Below are 17451 nucleotides of genomic sequence, written 5' to 3'. Positions count from 1 at the left end.
TTTTTTCCTCTTTCAAATTGTATTTTTACTTTTTGTTTTATAAATGAAAAAAGCCGGTTGCATTAAAAATGCAACTAGCTTTCTATTGTTGTATATGAAAAATTTATAGCAGTATTTAAGGGAGTATTGTTGTGTTGTGTTGTGTTGTGTTGTGTTTTTCATTTTTTTCTCAAGCGCTTCTTCACAAAAAGATTAACTCACTATCACATAGAATGATTATACAAAAAAATAAATTTAATGTAAAAGAAAATACTTTTAAGCATTGAAAATTCAGATCAGGGGGACGGAGGTGTTGACCCGGTTTGGGTCAACACCCTGCCCTAACCTGAATTGTGCTCCTGACCGAGAAATAAAAAAAGCCGAACCGGTTTTATTCGGTCGGCTTTTTTTATTTCTATCTTTATTTTTTCTTTTCGTTAAAAATCTTAATTAAATTTTTTGTTGAGTTATCGTGGCTGTTATTTGCTTTGCCTTGAAGTTCCGGCAAAATTACGTTTGCTAAAACTTTGCCTAGTTCTACGCCCCACTGGTCAAAACTGTTTACTCTCCACAAAATGCCCTGCGTAAATATTTTGTGCTCGTAAACGGCTATTAACGCGCCAAGAGTTTTCGGCGTAAGCTCGTCTATTAAAATGCTGTTTGTAGGTCTGTTGCCCTCAAACACTTTATGCGGCGCAAGCGCGTTGATATCTTCCTGACTAAGCCCTGCTTTTGTTAAATTTTCAATAACCTGCTCTTTTGTTAAACCGAAAGCAAGCGCTTCCGTTTGGGCAAAATAATTTGCCATAAGTTTTTCGTGATGGTCGCCTACTCTTTCGGGCGGGTTTACAAAACCTATGAAGTCGCAGGGAATAAATTTTGTTCCCTGATGTATAAGCTGATAAAAAGAATGCTGCCCGTTTGTGCCGGGTTCGCCCCAAATTACAGGGCCTGTTTCGTAATCTACTCTGTCGCCTTCAAAGTTTATTGTTTTGCCGTTAGATTCCATATCTCCCTGCTGCAAATACGCCGTAAATCTGTGAAGATACTGGCTGTAAGGAAGCACCGCATGGCTTGACGCGCCAAAGAAATTGTTATACCAAAAACCAAGCAACGCCATAATTACGGGAATATTTTTTTCGTAAGGAGTATTTAAAAAATGTTGGTCTATGTAATGCGCGCCTTCAAGCAATTCTACAAATTTATCAAAACCCACAAAGCACGCTATAGGCAAACCTATTGCAGACCACAAAGAGTATCTTCCGCCGACAAAATCCCAAAACGCAAACATATTATTTTCGTCTATGCCGAACTCTTTAACTTTTTTTGCGTTGGTTGAAAGAGCAACAAAATGTTTTGCAACAGCCTTGTCGCCGAGTTTTTTAACAAGCCAATCTCTTGCGGTAAGCGCGTTTGTTATTGTTTCTAAAGTTGTAAAAGTTTTTGAAGCCACTATAAATAAAGTTGTTTCGGGATTTAATTTTTTAAGCGTTTCGTAAATATCCGCGCCGTCTATATTTGAAACAAAGCAAACCGCAGGACCGTCGCCGTAATATTTTAAAGCCTCGCAAACCATTTTAGGACCCAAGTCGGAACCGCCTATGCCGATGTTTACTACGTCCGTAATTTTTTTACCGGTAGCGCCAAGCCATTTGCCGCCGCGCAAGTTTTCGCTAAAAACTTTCATTTTATCCAAAACCGCGTTAATTTCCGGCATTACGTCTTTTCCGTCAACGTAAATAGGCGAGTTTGAACGGTTTCTTAAAGCTATATGCAAAACCGCTCTTTTTTCAGTCCAGTTTATTTTTTCGCCGCTAAACATCTTTTGCGCGTATTCGTTCACTTTGGCAGAGCGCGCAAAATCCGTTAAAAGCTGAAAGGTTTCGTCGTTAATAATATTTTTTGAATAATCAAAAGTTATTCCCAAGTCGTTATTTCTTATAGAAAAACGCGCGAATCTGTTTTTTTCCGTAAACAAATCTCTTAAGTGCGCGTTTTTATTTTCCGCGCGGTGATTTTCCAAATTTTTCCATTGCGTTGTTTTTACCAAATCAAACTTTGCCATTTTTGCTCCTAAAATAGTCAGGGCTATGCTTTTAAAATTGCAAAAGCATAACCCTGAACGTTTAAATTATATTTTATATTTGAAATTTATATCCGGCGCTTAAAGTTATTTTTCTATATTCTATTTCCTGCGTTGTTGACGCTGTTTTAAATTTTCCGTTTGAGCTTGAGCCGGTAAATTCAAAAACAAGAGATTTATATTCAAAGCCTAAACCTCCGCCCCAGTTTACGCTTCCTTCGGCGCTTTCCGCAACTTCGGACGCAACGGACGCTAAAACATTATAGCCCACAAAAACTTTTAAATAAGGCTTAACGTCGCCCCATTGGCTAAGCGGAGCCCAAAATAAAGCCACGTATAACGGAGAGAAAGAAAAGTCGGATTCGTTCCAGCTTTTGCCGGTATCAATTAAATGTCTTGAAAAGTCATACTCAAAACCAGCGCTCCACATAAAATATTTTGATATGCCGACGCGCGCTTCAATGCCTATGTTGCCGCCGCCGTAAACGTCGTAAGCCGCAAAACCGTTATCGCCGCGCACCGACGCGGGCACGTCAAACCCTATTTTAGGGACAATGCTTAACGACCAGCCGCACGAAACCGCAAACGCCAAAACTAATACTGCCGACAAAATTCTTTTCATTTTTCCTCCGTAGGACATAACATATTGCATCTTTCAAATAATTATATATTTTTAATATTTAAAAGACAATTATCTTGTTTTTTACGGCAACATTTGATAGATTAATTGTGAAAATGTTTATAGAAAGCCAGCACAATAACCTTTTTAAAGAACTCTTTGCCTTAAGAGACAAAAAAAACCGCGATGCAAGCGGACTGTTTCTTGTAGAAGGGCAGAAACAGGTTTTAGAAATCCCCAAAGACCGAAACATTAAATATATTATAGTTTCTGAAAGTTATAACGGCAACGTTCCCGAAGGAAAAGTTGTAACCGTTTCCGACCGACTTTTTAGTAAACTCGCTTTCACAAAAACGCCGCAGGGCATAGCGGCTGCAGTTGAAAAAAAAGAGTTTGACGCCGCAAAAATAATAAAGCAAAACGGTTTTTTTGTTATTTTGGAAAATATTTCAGACCCCGGAAATTTGGGAACCATTATCCGCTCCGCGCACGCGTTCGGCGCAAAAGCGGTTTTTATTTCAAAAGAAAGCGCGGACGTTTACTCCGACAAAACCATCCGCTCGTCAATGGGCTCTATTTTTCACATTCCCGTAATTGACAATGCGAACTTAAACGATATAATAAAATTGCTAAAACAAGAAAAAGTTTTAATAGCGGCAACTTCGCCGAAAGCGAAAAAATCGTTAGACGGCGCAATTTTTACCAAGAAGTTTGCGTTTATAGTAGGCAATGAATCAAACGGAATAAGCGCGCAAATTCAAAAAACCGCGGACGTTCTGATAAAAATAGAAATGCCCGGAAAAGCGGAATCTTTAAACGCCGCCGCGGCAGCAGCAATAATTATGTATGAAGCTTCTAAAAAACCGTAACATTTTTCATTAAAAAACGTCTAATTAGCGAGAACTTTACAATGCTTAACGATACACAGCTTGTCCGGCTTGCTAAAGAAGGACAAATTGCCGCTTTTGAATCTTTAATAACAAAATATAAAGACAAAGTGTTTAACATTGCGTTTTCTTACACGGCAAATTATGCCGCAAGCGACGACATAGCGCAAAACGTTTTTGTAAAAGTTTATCTAAACTTATCTTCCTTTCAAGAAAAAGCCGCGTTTTCCACGTGGCTGTACAGAATAACAATAAACGAATGCTTTAACGGCCTAAAGAAAGAAAGAAAGAAAAACACGGTATCGCTTGAAAGCGAAATTTCGGGACAAGAAAATATTCTGTTAAAAGACACGTTGGCAGACCCTAACGCAGACATTGAACAAAAGTTTATTTCATCGGAAACGCAAAAACTAATACGCTCGGCGCTGCTTAAGCTTTCGGACAAGTACAGAATGATACTTACCCTGCGCGATATTGAAGATATCTCTTACGAAGATATAGCAAAGATTATGAAAATTTCAGACGCAAAAGTTAAAGTGTGGTTATTTAGAGCGAGAAGAAAGTTAAAAACTATTTTAGACAAAAAGGCAAAATAAAATGAGCTACAAAAATTTTATCCGAAATTTAAACCTTTATCTTGACGGCAAACTTTCTAAAGAAGAAAGTTTGAAGATAAAAAATCATTTGAAAAAATGCGCGCAATGTTCCGACGTTTATTTAAAACTTTTAAGCGCTAAAACATCTTTGGGCGTTTTGGAAAAAGTTAAAGCCGGCAAAAATTTTGAAAGTAAAGTTTTGTTAAAAATAGCGTCCGCAAATAACGCGCACAGTTTTTCCCACGGGTTGTTGCTTGCCGCAAAAACGTCTATTCTTTCCGCGGCGCTTCTGTTTGCGGTTATTTCGGCTTTCAACTTTTTTTCAACTCCAAAAATTAATCGGAATATTGACAACATAGCGCACATGGATTATTACGTATTAGAAAACGCCGGCTCATACAATAAAATTACAAACACATTTATAAATTAGGCGGAATTATGCTATCTGTAAAAACAAAAGCCGTTCTGTCTTGCATTTTGCTTTTTGTAATAGGCTTCGGATGCGGATACGTTTTTAAGGGAATATTAAGCAGCCGAACGGAGTATAATTTTCAACATAAATTTGAAAAACTTCAGCCGCTTACCGAAGAGCTTCATTTAAGCGACGTTCAGAAAGTTCTTTTGTTTAACATACTTGACGATAACAAAAACCAGATAGACCACATAATGAAGCAGGTTGACCCCAAAATTAAAATTCAGCTTCACATGCTTAGAGAAAACATTAAAACCATTCTTGACGACGACCAGAAGGTAATTTACTTAAGACTTTTAGAACATAATGAAGCGGCAAGAGCAGCCGAAGCAATGTAACATTTTCAAAAACATACAGTCTTAATATTGACGATGCAAAAGGCAAATAAAGGCATCTCAAAATAAAAGCAAAGGAGAAGAAAAATGAAAAAAGCAATGACATTAGTAATGGCAGCAGCTTTTGTAGCAACGGGAGCGGCAGCAGCGTTCGGGCAGGCAAAAGCGCCGGCGTTCAAACCGTTTGCAGTGTACGTAGAAAACGCGTCAAAAGCAAATCACTTTGCGCCTTCCGGATGGATGGGCGATTACGGCGATTTGAAAATATCACAGGCGTCAACAGACAAACCGAGAAGCGGAAATACGGCCTTTAAAATAACCTATACAGCAAAAATGGCGCAAGGAGCAGGATGGTCGGGAATATATTGGCAGCAGCCAGCAAACAATTGGGGAGAAAAGAAAGGCGGCTACAATTTAACCGGAGCAACAAAATTGACATTCTGGGCAAGAGGCGAGCAGGGCGGAGAAAAGATAGCAGAGTTTAAAGTAGGAGGAATCACGGGAGAATTTCCTGATTCAGATTCACAGTCAATAGGGCCAGTAGTGTTGACAAAAGAATGGCAGAAATTCACGATAGACTTGAAAGGCAAAGATTTGACGCACATAATCGGCGGATTTTGCTTTGCAGCAAGCAAAGACGACAATCCGAACGGATTTGTAATCTACATTGACGACATTATTTACGAATAAATTATAACAGCATTACAAAAAAAGCGCAGAGCCAAATTGGCTCTGCGCTTTTTTTTGGATGGTAAGTAACGATAAGTAACAAAGAATAGGTAAAAGGTAACGAACAGAAGAATCGTTAATTCCCCTTTTGAAAGGGGTGCTAACAAATTTTATACAAATTATGCACGTGAAAGAAAGAAGATAGGAGGGCAAGAGGGTAAGCAATGTCTTTTTGAGTCTTTACTTGCCATCTTACCCTCCTATCTTCTCACCCTCTGCCTTCCGTGTCGTTAATTCCCCTTTTGCAAAGGGTTAATGTTCAAAAAGTGTGGTTTTTTTGGGGTTTTTAAAGAAAAAAACCATTTAACAAAAGCGATTTTATGTTTTTTAGTAAGCCCATTATGACGGCGTATATTTTCTTTTAATGTCTTAAATAGATTTTCTAAATAATTCGTATTGCTTGCTATTTGACGATCTTTTAAAAAATAGAAAATATCTTTTAACGAGTCTTTTAAAAAAGTATTTGCTTTGTTTATTTCTTTGTATTCATAGCTTTCATTTGGCAAAGATTTTATAAAAGGTTCATATTTCAAACGCCAGTTTGTGTAAGCATTTTCAAATTCTTCTTTATTCTTTTGGCTTTTAATTCTTGAGCAGGCAATGGCAATGCTTTTTAAGTCTTGCGCCGCTTTTGTCTTAGAGTTTTTATGCAAAAACCTGATTGTTTGGAAACTGGCATGGATCAAACATCTTTGCATTATGGCATTAGCCCAAACATCTTGAAAGACTTTCAATATTGTTTGATTCGCGTCGGAAATTAAAACTTTTGGTCTTAATCCAAATGCTTTTAATCTATCAAAATAGTTTCTTGCTTGCTGATAGTTTTCGCTTCTAACAAATTCGCAGAAAAATATCTTTTTTGTTTTGTTATCAGCCAAAACCAAAAAGCAATTGCCTCTGTGAAAATATGTTGCATCATAAAGAACATGTGTGATTTTTGACAGCTCTTTTTCATCACAAAGATTAGGCTCTTTTGAAAGCCAGTATTTAAGTGTCCTTCTAATTGTAGATTGCGAATGCTCTGACAATTTTGATAATTGTTTTACAGTGTAGCCTTGTGTAATCCACAATTTAAACCAAACTTTCTGTTTCTTGAGTTTGTTGCTACGGTTCTTCCAAATAAATGTTCTTAAGCATTTAAGACACTTAAATCTTGTTTTGTTTTGCTTTGTTTTTCCATGAATTCTTACGGCATTGCTTTTACAATACTTACAGCGTTTTTAACACGTTTATTAAACCCTTTTGATAATCATTGTATCAATATTTCTTTTTGTCGTCGTAATCTGGTTAGAAAAATACCTCTTTTAACCACACTTTTTGAACATTAACCCTTGCAAAAGGGGGGCCCGATAGGGCGGGGTATTTGTTGTTGACGTTGCTTCGTAATTCGTAATTAAGCGGTTATAAGCTATTTAGCTTTCTTTTTATCGTGGACTATGGATGTTATTATGGAAACGCCGAGGATGAGTATTATTATTGCCAGCGAGACGTGCGTAGGCACGGGAATGTGATGTTGAATAATCATTTTTAAACCTACAAAAAACAGTATCACAGCAACGCCGTATTGCAAATATTTAAATTTTTCCGCCAAGTTTGACAGAAGAAAATATAAAGACCTTAACCCTACAATTGCAAAAATATTTGACGTATAAACTATAAAAGTGTCTCTGGAAATTGAAAGAACCGCAGGTATTGAATCCACAGCAAAAATTATATCGCTTACCTCAATAACGCCGACCGCCGCAAGCATAGGCGTAGCGTAAAGAACGCCTTTTTCCTTGATAAAAAATTTACTTGTTTTTATATCCGTTGTAAAAGAAAAGAATTTTTTTAATATTCTATAAGCTATATTTTTTTCAGGATTTACCTGCTCGTCTTTTTGAAAAAACATTTTTACCGCCGTAACAATAAGCACGGCGCCGAAAACATAAATTATCCACGCAAACGCATTTATAAGCTGTATTCCTATAAAAACAAATAAAAATCTTAAAACTATTGCGCCTATAATTCCGTAAATTAAAACTTTCGGCTGATGTTGTTTAGGTATTGCAAAATATGCAAATATCATCAAAAACACAAACATATTGTCTATTGAAAGAGAATATTCAACAACGTAGCCCGTAATATATTCCAAAGCTTTTACAGAGCCCAAATCCCCGGAAGCAAAATATATAAAAACGCCGAAAGACAGAGCAAGCCCTATCCAAAGACATACCATTTTAACGGCTTCTTTAAAACCTACGTTGCCCTGATGACGCTGCAAAATTACCAAATCTACAAACAAAGCAACGGCGACAACAACCCAGAAAACAATCCACATAAATAAACTTGCGTCCATTTAAACTCCCAAACTCATAAGATAATCGTCCATGTAAAAGCCGCTGCCGATATCTGATTTTATTGAATCCGCTATTATAAAACCTATTTTTTTATATGCTTCTATAGATGATAAATTATTTTTATTTACCGTAAGCGTTATTTGTTTTAGATTTAATTTTTTTGCCGTTTCTTTAATAAAAGTCACCGATTCTTTGCCGTATCCTTTTTTTCTGCTTTGAACTTTTATGTAAATTTTACTTAAAAAAAGTTCGCCTGTTTTTGGAAGTATTGCGAAATAGCCTTGATAACCGCCGTCAGCCTGCAAAAGATAATACAAGTAATTTTGCGACGATATTTGTTTTGAAATTGCAGACGCAGACTGAAAGCGTTCAAGCATATAATCTATTTGAGGTTTAGGAACTATGCCGCTGTAATGCTCGTTCCAAATTTCATTAGCAAGAGAAGATACAATATTAATTAAATTTTCGGTTTTTACTTTTATGATTTTCACGCTTAAACACCTTTGGCTTGTCATTGCAATGAAAAGCGAAGCCTTGGCGCGGCAATCCATAGTTTGGTGCAGGTTCGTTTTAAGGTTAACATCCTACTTACAAGCGACCGATGGCTTATTTTAATTTACGAATCAACGTCAAAGACAAATACCCCGCGCTATCGGGCTCCGGTGCGCTCACCCCGTATTACAACCTTACGGGGCAGGCTCGTTTTTGGATTAACATCTTACTTACAAGCGCCCGTTCGTGGCTCGTGCTCCTTATTCGTCGCACACTCACCCCCTTTTTCAAAAGGGGAATTAACAACACTTGCTCCTTACTCCTTCCTACTTTCTACTTTAACAACTCGCCGTTACTTACCTTCCTACCATCTCACCCTCCGCTTTACCTATCACACATTAAAGCGAAACTCTATTATATCGCCGTCTTTAACAACGTATTCTTTGCCTTCGCTTTTTAGAAGACCGGCTTCCTTGACGGCTTTTTCGCTGCCGAGTTTGAATAAATCGTCGTAATTCATAACTTCGGCGCGTATAAAACCTCTTTCAAAATCCGTGTGAATTACGCCGGCGGCTTGCGGCGCTAAAAAGCCCCGCTTTATTGTCCACGCGCGCACTTCGTCTTCCCCTGCAGTTAAAAAAGTTTCAAGCCCCAGCAGCGTAAAGCCGGCTTTAATTAAACGGTTAAGACCGGCTTCGGTTAAACCTAAATCTTTTAAAAACGCGTCCCGGTCAGAATCTGCAAGTTCGGAAAGTTCGGCTTCAATTTTTGCGCATATAGCCACCGCTTGCGCGCCGTCAGCCAAGGCTTTCTGCACGACAATTTTAACGTATTCGTTTTGCAAAGACGGCAAATCGTTTTCGCCGACATTACAAGCGTAGAGCACAGGCTTTGCCGTAATTAAAAAGAAATCTTTTAACATATTTTTTTCATCGTCGTTTAATTCAAGCGTCCTTGCCGGTTTTCCGGCTTCAAGATGTTCTTTAACTTTTTTCGCAAAATCAATTTGCGCTAAAACTTTTTTATCGTTCATGCGCGAATTTTTTGCAAGACGCTCGTATATTTTTGTCATTGAGTCTAAATCCGCAAGAGTCAGTTCCGTGTCTATAATTTCAATGTCTCTTAAAGGGTCAATGCCGCCCATAACGTGCGTAATATCTTTGTTTTCATAACAGCGCACCACGTGAACAATAGCCTGAGTTTCTCTGATGTGCGATAAGAACTGATTGCCCAGCCCCTCGCCCTGCGACGCGCCTTTAACAAGACCCGCGATATCCACAAAATCTACCGTAGCGTAAACTTTCTTTTTTGAATTGTAAAGTTTTTCCAAAAAGTCCAATCTTTTATCCGGAACCGCAACCACGCCCACGTTTGGGTCTATAGTGCAAAAAGGATAATTAGCGCATTCCGCGCCCGCTTTTGTTATTGCATTAAATAATGTTGATTTACCAACGTTAGGAAGACCCACTATGCCAAGTTTCATATTGCCTCGCTGTTACTTTTCGTAGGAAAATTCAAAGCCGCCTATTCTTATTGTGTCGCCGGGTTTTACGCCTTGGTTTTCCAATTCGGCGTCAAGACCCATTTTTTTCAAGATATTTTGGTAGCGCCTTAAAGAATCGTCTTCGCCGAATGTTGTCATTGCGGTAAGAGTTTCAACTTTTTTGCCGGTAACTACAAAAACGCCGTCTTCGTCTTTCTCAACTTTAAATTCCGGTTCGTAAATATATTTTTTTACGGGTATTGTTTCTATTTCTTCTTCAGGATTAAATTTCAACGGTTTGTCTAACATTTTCAAAACTTCCGACAGAAGTTTATCTAAACCCTCGCCGGTTGCGGCGGAAATTTTAAAAAACTTTTTTGTTTTTAAATGTTTAGCTATTTTTTTAATATGCTTTTGAGCATCAGGCAAATCTATTTTATTAAACGCAATAATAATATGTTTTTTAGAGAGATATTTTGAATATTTTTTCAATTCGTTATTTATAACTTTATAGTTTGCGTAAGGGTCGCTTCCGTCAAACCCGCCGACATCTATTAAATGTATTAAAACTTTTGTGCGGCGAATGTGCCTTAAAAACTCAAAACCAAGACCTTTGCCTTCGTGCGCGCCCTCAATAATTCCGGGAATATCGGCAGCCACAAAATGACGCCCTTTAAAATCTACAACGCCTAAATTAGGCGCAAGAGTTGTAAACGGATAGTCCGCAATTTTTGGTTTTGCGGCTGATATTTTTGCAAGAAGAGTTGATTTGCCCGCATTGGGCAAACCTACAAAACCAACGTCTGCAATTAAACGAAGTTCAAGCTGAATGTCGGCGGTTTCGCCGGGCTCGCCTTTTTCGCCAATGCGCGGAGCGGTATATTTTTGCGTTTTAAACGAAGCGTTGCCTCTGCCGCCGCGCCCGCCTTTTGCCATTAAAACTCTCTCGCCGGCAATTTTTATGTCGGCAAAAAGTTCGCCGTTTTTAAATACAAGAGTTCCCGTGGGGACTTTTATTATAAGATCCTCGCCGTATCTTCCGTATTTGTCGCTGGTGCCGCCTTTTTGACCGTCTTCGGCTTTAAATTTCGGTCTGTAAGAAAGGTCTAAAAGAGTGGTTTTGTGCGGATCGCCCTCAAAATATATATCCCCGCCCTTTCCGCCGTTGCCGCCGGAAGGACCGCCGAGAGGAACATATTTTTCTCTTCTGAAAGAAATATTGCCGTCGCCGCCGCGACCTGCAGTAAGATGAATAGTTGCTTTATCTATAAACATTTATTTGTTCTCATAATAACATTTCTTGCAAACAAAAAACAAGGTCAGGATATTTAACCTTTGACCTTGTTTTTTGATAATGTTGTTTTATTTTATGCTTCTATGTTTACGTAAGTTTTGTCGCCGGCTTTTTTGGTAAATTTTACGGTTCCCGCGATTTTCGCAAAAATTGTATTGTCTTTACCCATGCCTACGTTGATTCCGGGGTGATATTTAGTGCCTCTCTGGCGGACGATAATTGCGCCTGCCTGAGCTTTTTGATCCCCGTATATTTTAACGCCGAGTCGTTGACCGTGCGAATCGCGACCGTTGGTAGATGAGCCTTGTGCTTTTGTATGTGCCATTTTACTAAATCTCCTGATTTTAAGCTTGCCTGCCGAAAATTATAAAAATAATTTGCGGCGGCAAATTAACATTGTTAATTTGCTTTAATGCTTGTTATTTCCAATTCCGTTATGTATTGACGATGTCCCTGAAGCTTTTTATAACCTTTTTTTGGTCTTCTTTTGAAAACCAAAACTTTAGGAGCTCTTTTCTGGGATTTTACTTTTGCAACAACGCTTGCGCCGCTAACCGTAGGTTTTCCTATGGTAGCTTTGTCTCCGTCGGCAACAAATAAAACTTCGTCAAGAACAACTTCTTTTCCCACTTCGGCTTCGTTGAGTTTCTCAACCGCCAAAACGTTTCCTACTTCAACTTTGTACTGTTTTCCGCCAGTTTTTACAATTGCATACATTTGACATGCTCCTTTATAATCGGTATAATTTACAAAAATTTTCAGCAAAAGTCAACAAAAAGGCGCCTTAATTCGGGCGTCTTTTATTAAGAGGTGAGAAAATGTTTCTTTCAAAAAGAGTTCAGGCTGTCCAACCTTCCCCCACTCTTGCCATAGACGCAAAAGCAAAAGCTTTAAAGGCGCAAGGCGTTGACGTAATAAGTTTCGGCGCCGGCGAGCCGGATTTTAACACGCCGCAAAATATAAAAGACGCCGGCATAGACGCGATAAACAAAAACTTCACAAGATATTGCCCCGTAGCGGGAACTTTGGATTTAAAAAAAGCGATAGTAAACAAACTTAAAAGAGATAACGGTCTTGAATATATTCCCGAAGAAATTATAGTTTCCTGCGGCGCAAAACATTCTCTTTACAATCTTTTTCAGGCAATTCTTGACGACGGGGATGAAATTATAATACCCGCTCCATACTGGGTTTCTTACCCCGACATGGCAATTCTTGCGGGAGCAAAACCGGTTATTATACCCGCCGACGACAAAAACGGATTTAAAATTACTGCGCAGTCCGTGCAAAAAGTTATTACGGCAAAAACAAAAGCCATTGTAATAAACTCTCCGTCAAACCCTACGGGAGCTACATACTCTTCGGGCGAGCTTAAAGCCATAGCCGAAGTTTGCGTTAAAAATAAAATTTTAATGATTTCCGACGAGATATATGAAAAACTCGTATATGATAACTTTAAATTTTCTTCAACCGCTTCCGTTTTGCCGGAAGCTAAAAATTATACCGTTGTTATAAACGGCGTTTCAAAAGCTTACGCCATGACGGGCTGGAGAATAGGTTACGCCGCGGGGCCCAGAGAAATAATTACCGCAATGGCGAAAATTCAAAGCCAGTCAACGTCTAACCCAACGTCAATTTCAATGAAAGCGTCCGTTGAAGCGTTAAACGGCCCGCAGGATGAAGTTGAAAAAATGAGAGCGGAATTTGAAAAAAGAAGAGACTACATACACGAAAGACTTAACAAAATTGAAGGCATAAGCTGCTCAAAACCCAGCGGCGCATTTTACGTTTTCCCCGACATTTCAAAACTTCTCGGAAAAACTTTCGGCGCAAAAGTTATAAACACAGATTCGGAGTTTGCGCAATATCTTTTGGAAACGGCAAAAATTGCTGTAGTTCCCGGATCTGCTTTTGGCGCCGACGGATATATGCGTTTATCTTACGCAACGTCGCTTGAACTTATTAAAGAAGGAATGGACAGACTGGAAAAAACAGTTAAACAGATGATAGGAAACGGCAAGTAGTTAAAATTAGCAAGGAGTAAGGAGCAAGTAACGACGTAACTACGAATTACGAACAATAAAAACCGGCGGCGAGAAATTTCGCAGCCGGTTTTTTTATTCAAAGAAAATGGCAAACCGCAAAATACCCCGTCGGACTTCGTCCGCCGCCCCTTTTTGCAACAAAAGGAATTTAACGACATAGCGGATGCCGTTACGCATCCGCTTATTTTTCTGTTTTATTCAAATATTATTTGGTAGTCTTCGCGGTCTATATCGGCAACGGACTGAATGTCAAAATCCATTTTGAAAAGCTCTTTAAGGCGGGACTTGCGTTCGTTAAAATATTCTACAACGTCCGGATTAAGTTTTATTTTTACTTTTCCGTGATGCATATCTATGCCCATTTGCTCTACGTCGTCGCAAACGTTAATAAATATGGATTCTTTGGAAAGCACAAGCCCTAAGCCGCGGCATACCGGACAAACGTCGCCCATAAGAGAAAACAAAGATTCTCTTTTTCTTTCTCTGGTCATTTCAATAAGACCCAGCCTTGTTATAGGCCAAATTTTTATTTTGGCTTTATCGCCTCTTGTAACTTCGCGGAGCTTTTCCAAAACTTTTTGTCTGTTGGAGGCTTTTCGCATGTCTATAAAATCTATAACTATTATTCCGCCGATATTTCTTAACCTTAACTGTCTGGCAACTTCTTCGGCGGCTTCAATATTTGTGTAAGCCGCTGTGTCTTCCTGCGAAGTTTTTGACGTAAATTTTCCGCTATTTACGTCTATGGCGCACAAAGATTCCGCTTCCTGAATTATTAAATATCCGCCGGATTTAAGACGAGCCCTGTTTGAACGCAAACGTTTTATTTCTTCGTCTATGCCGTAAGCTTTAAAAATGGACTGCTTACCCTCGTATAAAACTATTCTGTCAAGAAATTCCGGAGTTGTAATTTTTACAAACTCGGTAACGTCTCTTAATTCTTTGGGCGAATCTATGTGCATTAAAATTACGTCTTCGGTAAAATAATCGCGCACCGTTTGAAAAACTACGCCGAGATCTTTATGAATAAGGCTCATAGGTTTTGCGTTGTCAAAACGGGAAACTATTGACGCCCATATTCTTGTAAGATATTTTATTTCTCTTTTTATTTCTTCTTCCGTTGCGTCTTCCGCCTCGGTGCGCACAATAATGCCGCCCGGAACTTCTTTTTTAATTTCCGAAATTATGCCTTTTAATCTGTCGTATTCTTCGCGGTCTTCAATATTTTTTGACACGCCGATGTTGTTGCTGAAAGGCATGTAAACAAGAAGTCTGCCGGGAAGGGAAATGTCCATTGTTATTTTAGGGCCTTTTGTGCTGATAGGCTCTTTATAAACCTGAACCATAACGTCTTGCCCGGGCTGAATCATATTTTCAATATTTCTTTCGTTTTTCTGGGCGACGATATCGTCTATTCCCAAATAAGCGCTTTTGCCGAAACCCAAATCTACAAACGCCGAATTTAACGCGGGCACTATATTTTGAACTTTCCCTTTGTAAATATTGTTCAAAATCTTTTCCGACTCGCGGCGCTCTATAAACAAATCAAAAAGTTTTCCGTCTTCCAAAACGGCTACTTTTGTTTCTTCTAAACTGCGATTTACTATTATTTCTTTTTTCACTTGAATCCTCTTAATTTCTTTTACGGAATATATAAATTTCCGTTTGAGGCCTGAACGTATAAATTTGTTCTTGCAACTAAATACATTGTGCCATAATTTTTATTATTTTCCAACAACTTTGCCAAAATGCTTTCCGGCTTTACGGTTTTTCCGTTGCCGAATTTTAACAAAAGTTTTAAGCCGCCGCCTTCGCTTTTAAAAGATACGATAAGCGGCTTTGCGTCTATTTCAATATCTTTTCCTTTTTTATTTTTTACAATTATTATTTTATCCTGCGATAAAAACTCATCCAGCTCTTGTTGGCTTACCGAGACGTTTTTTATTTCATATTCCGCGACGTTTGTTAAAATATCTATCGCCGGAAACGTCAACGGAACTCTTTTTGCCTCGGTAATTTTAAAACCTTCCGGCAAAACTTTTGCCATTTTACGGATAACCTCGTTTGAAGAAATTTTTTCCGTAAAGTATAATTCCATATATTCCGCAAAACTTTCATAACCCACAGACATAGGCGGGCCGTATGAAGATTTTACCTGCGGAGTAAACCCTCCCGTAAAAGCTACGGGAAGCCCGCTGCGCCTTGCGGCTCTTCGGAAAACTTCAATTTGTTCCAAATGAGAAATATATTTTACCGCGCCGGCGCGTGAAAATCTTAAACGCATGCGCATAACCGGCAACACAACCGAGTTTACGGGTTCAACGTAATCTTGCGGCAGCAAAGAGTTAGAACGCGTAAATTGCCCCGCGACAGCGTCCGACGTTTCATTAATTCCTTTTACGTAATCGGCGTAAAGTTCTGCTTTTGAAACGCCGAAATGCAAATGATCCCACGGCAGGACTTCGTCCTGTTTTATTACTCTATACACAAAAAAATCTAAATTTAAACCGCTTTCTTGGAGAGCTTGGCTCCAAATATCGTTGCCGAGTTTGTCCGCCCATTGATCAAAACGCGCGCCTTTTTGCCAAGCTTTATAAATTGCGCCGGCAACGCGTCTGTCGCCTTTTGCTATAAACGCTTCAAGAATGCTTGCTCTGTGGTTGTGCGCTTTTACGGTAGCCGGCAAAATTTTATTTAAATAATCTATTTTTTCTTTTATGCTTTTCTGCGACGCCATAGGAAACCACTGGAACGCAGTTTGCGCTTTCGGCACAAACGGAGAAACGGTTATGTTAAAACTTAATCCTTTTGCTTCTTTTCGCACAAGACGGACAAGCGTATTTATGGCGGCTAAATCTTGATCGGTTTCCGTGGGAAGACCTATCATAAAATAAAGTTTTATAACTTTCCAGCCCATTGCGTTTGCCGACAAAAGCGTCTGCGCTATTTCTTTTTCCGAAAGATATTTTCCGATAACGTTGCGCAGCCTGTCGCTGCCGGCTTCCGGAGCAAAAGTTAAAGTGGGGCGTTTGCTTCTGTTGATATACTGCGCAACGCGCAAAGAGTGTTCGTTGCAGCGCAGAGACGGCAAAGATATTGACAGTTTAGAGTCGCCGTAACGAGCGTTGGTTTCAATTAGAAGTTTATCCAAATGTTTGTAGTCGCTGCAGGACAGAGAAGAAAAAGTAACTTCTTCGTATCCGGTAGATTCCAAACCTTCGCCTACAAGCGCGACAAGTTTTTCAATAGGACGCTCGCGCCACGGTCTGTAATATTTTGACGCCTGACAAAAACGGCACTGCCCGGGACATCCGCGCGCAACTTCAATATTTAATCTGTTATGAACCGTTTGCACATACGGAACTATTTTCTTTTTCGGAAAATAAGCGTTTTCCAAATTTAAAAGCGCTTTTTTTACAACCGGCTTAACGCCTTCGCGCGCCGTAACGGATTTTATTGTTGAATCTTCGTTATATTCAACGCTGTAAAAAGACGGAACATAAACGCCGTCAATTTCAGAAAGTTTTTTCAATAAATCTTTTCGCGATAGTTTTTTGCTGTTTCTGCAAACCTCTATAACAAGGGGCAACGCCCCTTCGCCGTCGCCGAGAATGAAAAAGTCAAAAAAATCGCAGAACGGTTCCGGATTTGTTAATGCCGGTCCGCCGCCTAAAATTAACGGATCGTCTTCTTTTCTGTCTTTTGAAAAAATCGCGATATTTGCCAAGTCTAACATGTTTACAATATTTGTTGCGACAAGTTCGCACTGAATTGTAAAACCTACGATATCAAAACTTTTTAAGCTGCTGTTAGATTCCAAAGAAAACAATGGAAACTTCCGCTCGCGCAGAATTTGTTCCAAATCAGAGTCCGGAGCAAACGCTCTTTCGCAGCGCGCAAGTTTTTTTTCATTAACTAAATGGTAGAGAATTTCAAGACCGAGGTTAGACGCTCCGACTTCGTAAATGTCGGGAAAGCACAAACATACGGAAAAATCCGCGGACATGTCAGGCTTGTGGGAGTTTAATTCGCTGTTGATGTATCTTGCAGGTTTTTGGACAAGATTTAATATCTCTTCAATTTCAGGACGCATATTCA

The 17451-nt window shown here is 39.1% G+C and carries 17 protein-coding genes; 6 read left to right on the top strand and 11 right to left on the bottom strand.

Translation table 11 applies throughout. The annotated features are described in order from the left end of the window. Nucleotides 1-400: 400 nt before the first annotated feature. On the bottom strand, nucleotides 401-2044 hold the full coding sequence (pgi, locus tag Epro_RS06935; protein ID WP_052571522.1) for a glucose-6-phosphate isomerase: 1644 nt from the start codon (nucleotides 2042-2044) through the stop codon (nucleotides 401-403). Between the two features lie 73 nt (nucleotides 2045-2117). Further along, nucleotides 2118-2684 carry an outer membrane beta-barrel protein gene (locus Epro_RS06930; RefSeq protein WP_052571520.1) on the bottom strand — a complete coding sequence of 189 codons (567 nt, stop codon included), beginning with the start codon at nucleotides 2682-2684 and terminating at the stop codon, nucleotides 2118-2120. A gap of 113 nt (nucleotides 2685-2797) precedes the next feature. On the opposite strand from Epro_RS06930, the gene Epro_RS06925 reads away from it, so the two are divergent. The 5 genes from Epro_RS06925 to Epro_RS06905 all read left to right on the top strand — a co-directional run bounded on the left by Epro_RS06925 (nucleotide 2798) and on the right by Epro_RS06905 (nucleotide 5661). Continuing rightward, nucleotides 2798-3550 (top strand): TrmH family RNA methyltransferase, encoded by a 753-nt coding sequence (locus tag Epro_RS06925; protein WP_052571518.1) that lies wholly within the window; start codon nucleotides 2798-2800, stop codon nucleotides 3548-3550. Nucleotides 3551-3591: 41 nt separating this feature from the next. After that, nucleotides 3592-4164 carry an RNA polymerase sigma factor gene (locus tag Epro_RS06920; protein WP_052571516.1) on the top strand — a complete coding sequence of 191 codons (573 nt, stop codon included), beginning with the start codon at nucleotides 3592-3594 and terminating at the stop codon, nucleotides 4162-4164. A gap of 1 nt (nucleotide 4165) precedes the next feature. Continuing rightward, nucleotides 4166-4594 (top strand): zf-HC2 domain-containing protein, encoded by a 429-nt coding sequence (locus Epro_RS06915; protein WP_052571514.1) that lies wholly within the window; start codon nucleotides 4166-4168, stop codon nucleotides 4592-4594. An 8-nt stretch (nucleotides 4595-4602) separates the two neighbouring features. After that, on the top strand, nucleotides 4603-4974 hold the full coding sequence (locus Epro_RS06910) for a hypothetical protein (protein ID WP_052571512.1): 372 nt from the start codon (nucleotides 4603-4605) through the stop codon (nucleotides 4972-4974). A gap of 84 nt (nucleotides 4975-5058) precedes the next feature. Further along, the gene (locus Epro_RS06905; RefSeq protein WP_052570519.1) at nucleotides 5059-5661 is read left to right on the top strand and encodes a hypothetical protein; all 603 of its coding nucleotides are present in this window, start codon (nucleotides 5059-5061) and stop codon (nucleotides 5659-5661) included. A 269-nt stretch (nucleotides 5662-5930) separates the two neighbouring features. Here the strand turns inward: Epro_RS06905 and Epro_RS06900 are convergent, their stop codons facing one another. From Epro_RS06900 to rplU, 7 genes are all read right to left on the bottom strand, one after another. Continuing rightward, the gene (locus Epro_RS06900; protein WP_158409036.1) at nucleotides 5931-6770 is read right to left on the bottom strand and encodes a transposase; all 840 of its coding nucleotides are present in this window, start codon (nucleotides 6768-6770) and stop codon (nucleotides 5931-5933) included. A gap of 338 nt (nucleotides 6771-7108) precedes the next feature. Further along, on the bottom strand, nucleotides 7109-8038 hold the full coding sequence (locus Epro_RS06895; RefSeq protein WP_052571507.1) for a TerC family protein: 930 nt from the start codon (nucleotides 8036-8038) through the stop codon (nucleotides 7109-7111). Continuing rightward, on the bottom strand, nucleotides 8039-8530 hold the full coding sequence (locus Epro_RS06890) for a GNAT family N-acetyltransferase (protein WP_158409034.1): 492 nt from the start codon (nucleotides 8528-8530) through the stop codon (nucleotides 8039-8041). Nucleotides 8531-8922: 392 nt separating this feature from the next. After that, the gene (ychF, locus tag Epro_RS06885) at nucleotides 8923-10014 is read right to left on the bottom strand and encodes a redox-regulated ATPase YchF (protein ID WP_052571505.1); all 1092 of its coding nucleotides are present in this window, start codon (nucleotides 10012-10014) and stop codon (nucleotides 8923-8925) included. Between the two features lie 12 nt (nucleotides 10015-10026). Then, entirely contained in the window at nucleotides 10027-11289 is a 1263-nt protein-coding gene (gene obgE / locus Epro_RS06880) for a GTPase ObgE (protein ID WP_052571503.1), read from the bottom strand. Between the two features lie 92 nt (nucleotides 11290-11381). Continuing rightward, complete coding sequence (rpmA, locus tag Epro_RS06875) at nucleotides 11382-11633, bottom strand: 50S ribosomal protein L27 (protein WP_052571501.1); 252 nt, start codon at nucleotides 11631-11633, stop codon at nucleotides 11382-11384. Between the two features lie 74 nt (nucleotides 11634-11707). Beyond that, complete coding sequence (rplU, locus tag Epro_RS06870) at nucleotides 11708-12025, bottom strand: 50S ribosomal protein L21 (RefSeq protein ID WP_052571499.1); 318 nt, start codon at nucleotides 12023-12025, stop codon at nucleotides 11708-11710. 101 nt (nucleotides 12026-12126) lie between these two features. On the opposite strand from rplU, the gene Epro_RS06865 reads away from it, so the two are divergent. Further along, a complete protein-coding gene (locus tag Epro_RS06865) occupies nucleotides 12127-13332 on the top strand; it encodes a pyridoxal phosphate-dependent aminotransferase (RefSeq protein ID WP_052571497.1) in 1206 nt (401 codons plus the stop codon). Between the two features lie 215 nt (nucleotides 13333-13547). On the opposite strand, the gene Epro_RS06860 is transcribed toward Epro_RS06865, so the two are convergent. Continuing rightward, on the bottom strand, nucleotides 13548-14975 hold the full coding sequence (locus Epro_RS06860; RefSeq protein WP_052571495.1) for an Rne/Rng family ribonuclease: 1428 nt from the start codon (nucleotides 14973-14975) through the stop codon (nucleotides 13548-13550). 20 nt (nucleotides 14976-14995) lie between these two features. Then, nucleotides 14996-17446, bottom strand: coding sequence for a TIGR03960 family B12-binding radical SAM protein (locus tag Epro_RS06855; RefSeq protein WP_158409032.1), 2451 nt, complete (start codon nucleotides 17444-17446; stop codon nucleotides 14996-14998). Nucleotides 17447-17451 lie beyond the last annotated feature (5 nt).

The sequence above is a fragment of the Endomicrobium proavitum genome, assembly GCF_001027545.1.
GTDB lineage: Bacteria > Elusimicrobiota > Endomicrobiia > Endomicrobiales > Endomicrobiaceae > Endomicrobium > Endomicrobium proavitum.
This window is presented reverse-complemented; position numbering and strand designations above follow the sequence as displayed.

Excerpts from the sequence above, each read along its gene's own strand:
- pgi (WP_052571522.1), bottom strand. The coding sequence starts at position 2,044 with ATGGCAAAGTTTGATTTGGTAAAAACAACGCAATGGAAAAATTTGGAA.
- Epro_RS06930 (WP_052571520.1), bottom strand. The coding sequence starts at position 2,684 with ATGAAAAGAATTTTGTCGGCAGTATTAGTTTTGGCGTTTGCGGTTTCG.
- Epro_RS06925 (WP_052571518.1), top strand. The coding sequence starts at position 2,798 with ATGTTTATAGAAAGCCAGCACAATAACCTTTTTAAAGAACTCTTTGCC.
- Epro_RS06920 (WP_052571516.1), top strand. The coding sequence starts at position 3,592 with ATGCTTAACGATACACAGCTTGTCCGGCTTGCTAAAGAAGGACAAATT.
- Epro_RS06915 (WP_052571514.1), top strand. The coding sequence starts at position 4,166 with ATGAGCTACAAAAATTTTATCCGAAATTTAAACCTTTATCTTGACGGC.
- Epro_RS06910 (WP_052571512.1), top strand. The coding sequence starts at position 4,603 with ATGCTATCTGTAAAAACAAAAGCCGTTCTGTCTTGCATTTTGCTTTTT.
- Epro_RS06905 (WP_052570519.1), top strand. The coding sequence starts at position 5,059 with ATGAAAAAAGCAATGACATTAGTAATGGCAGCAGCTTTTGTAGCAACG.
- Epro_RS06895 (WP_052571507.1), bottom strand. The coding sequence starts at position 8,038 with ATGGACGCAAGTTTATTTATGTGGATTGTTTTCTGGGTTGTTGTCGCC.
- ychF (WP_052571505.1), bottom strand. The coding sequence starts at position 10,014 with ATGAAACTTGGCATAGTGGGTCTTCCTAACGTTGGTAAATCAACATTA.
- obgE (WP_052571503.1), bottom strand. The coding sequence starts at position 11,289 with ATGTTTATAGATAAAGCAACTATTCATCTTACTGCAGGTCGCGGCGGC.
- rpmA (WP_052571501.1), bottom strand. The coding sequence starts at position 11,633 with ATGGCACATACAAAAGCACAAGGCTCATCTACCAACGGTCGCGATTCG.
- rplU (WP_052571499.1), bottom strand. The coding sequence starts at position 12,025 with ATGTATGCAATTGTAAAAACTGGCGGAAAACAGTACAAAGTTGAAGTA.
- Epro_RS06865 (WP_052571497.1), top strand. The coding sequence starts at position 12,127 with ATGTTTCTTTCAAAAAGAGTTCAGGCTGTCCAACCTTCCCCCACTCTT.
- Epro_RS06855 (WP_158409032.1), bottom strand. The coding sequence starts at position 17,446 with ATGCGTCCTGAAATTGAAGAGATATTAAATCTTGTCCAAAAACCTGCA.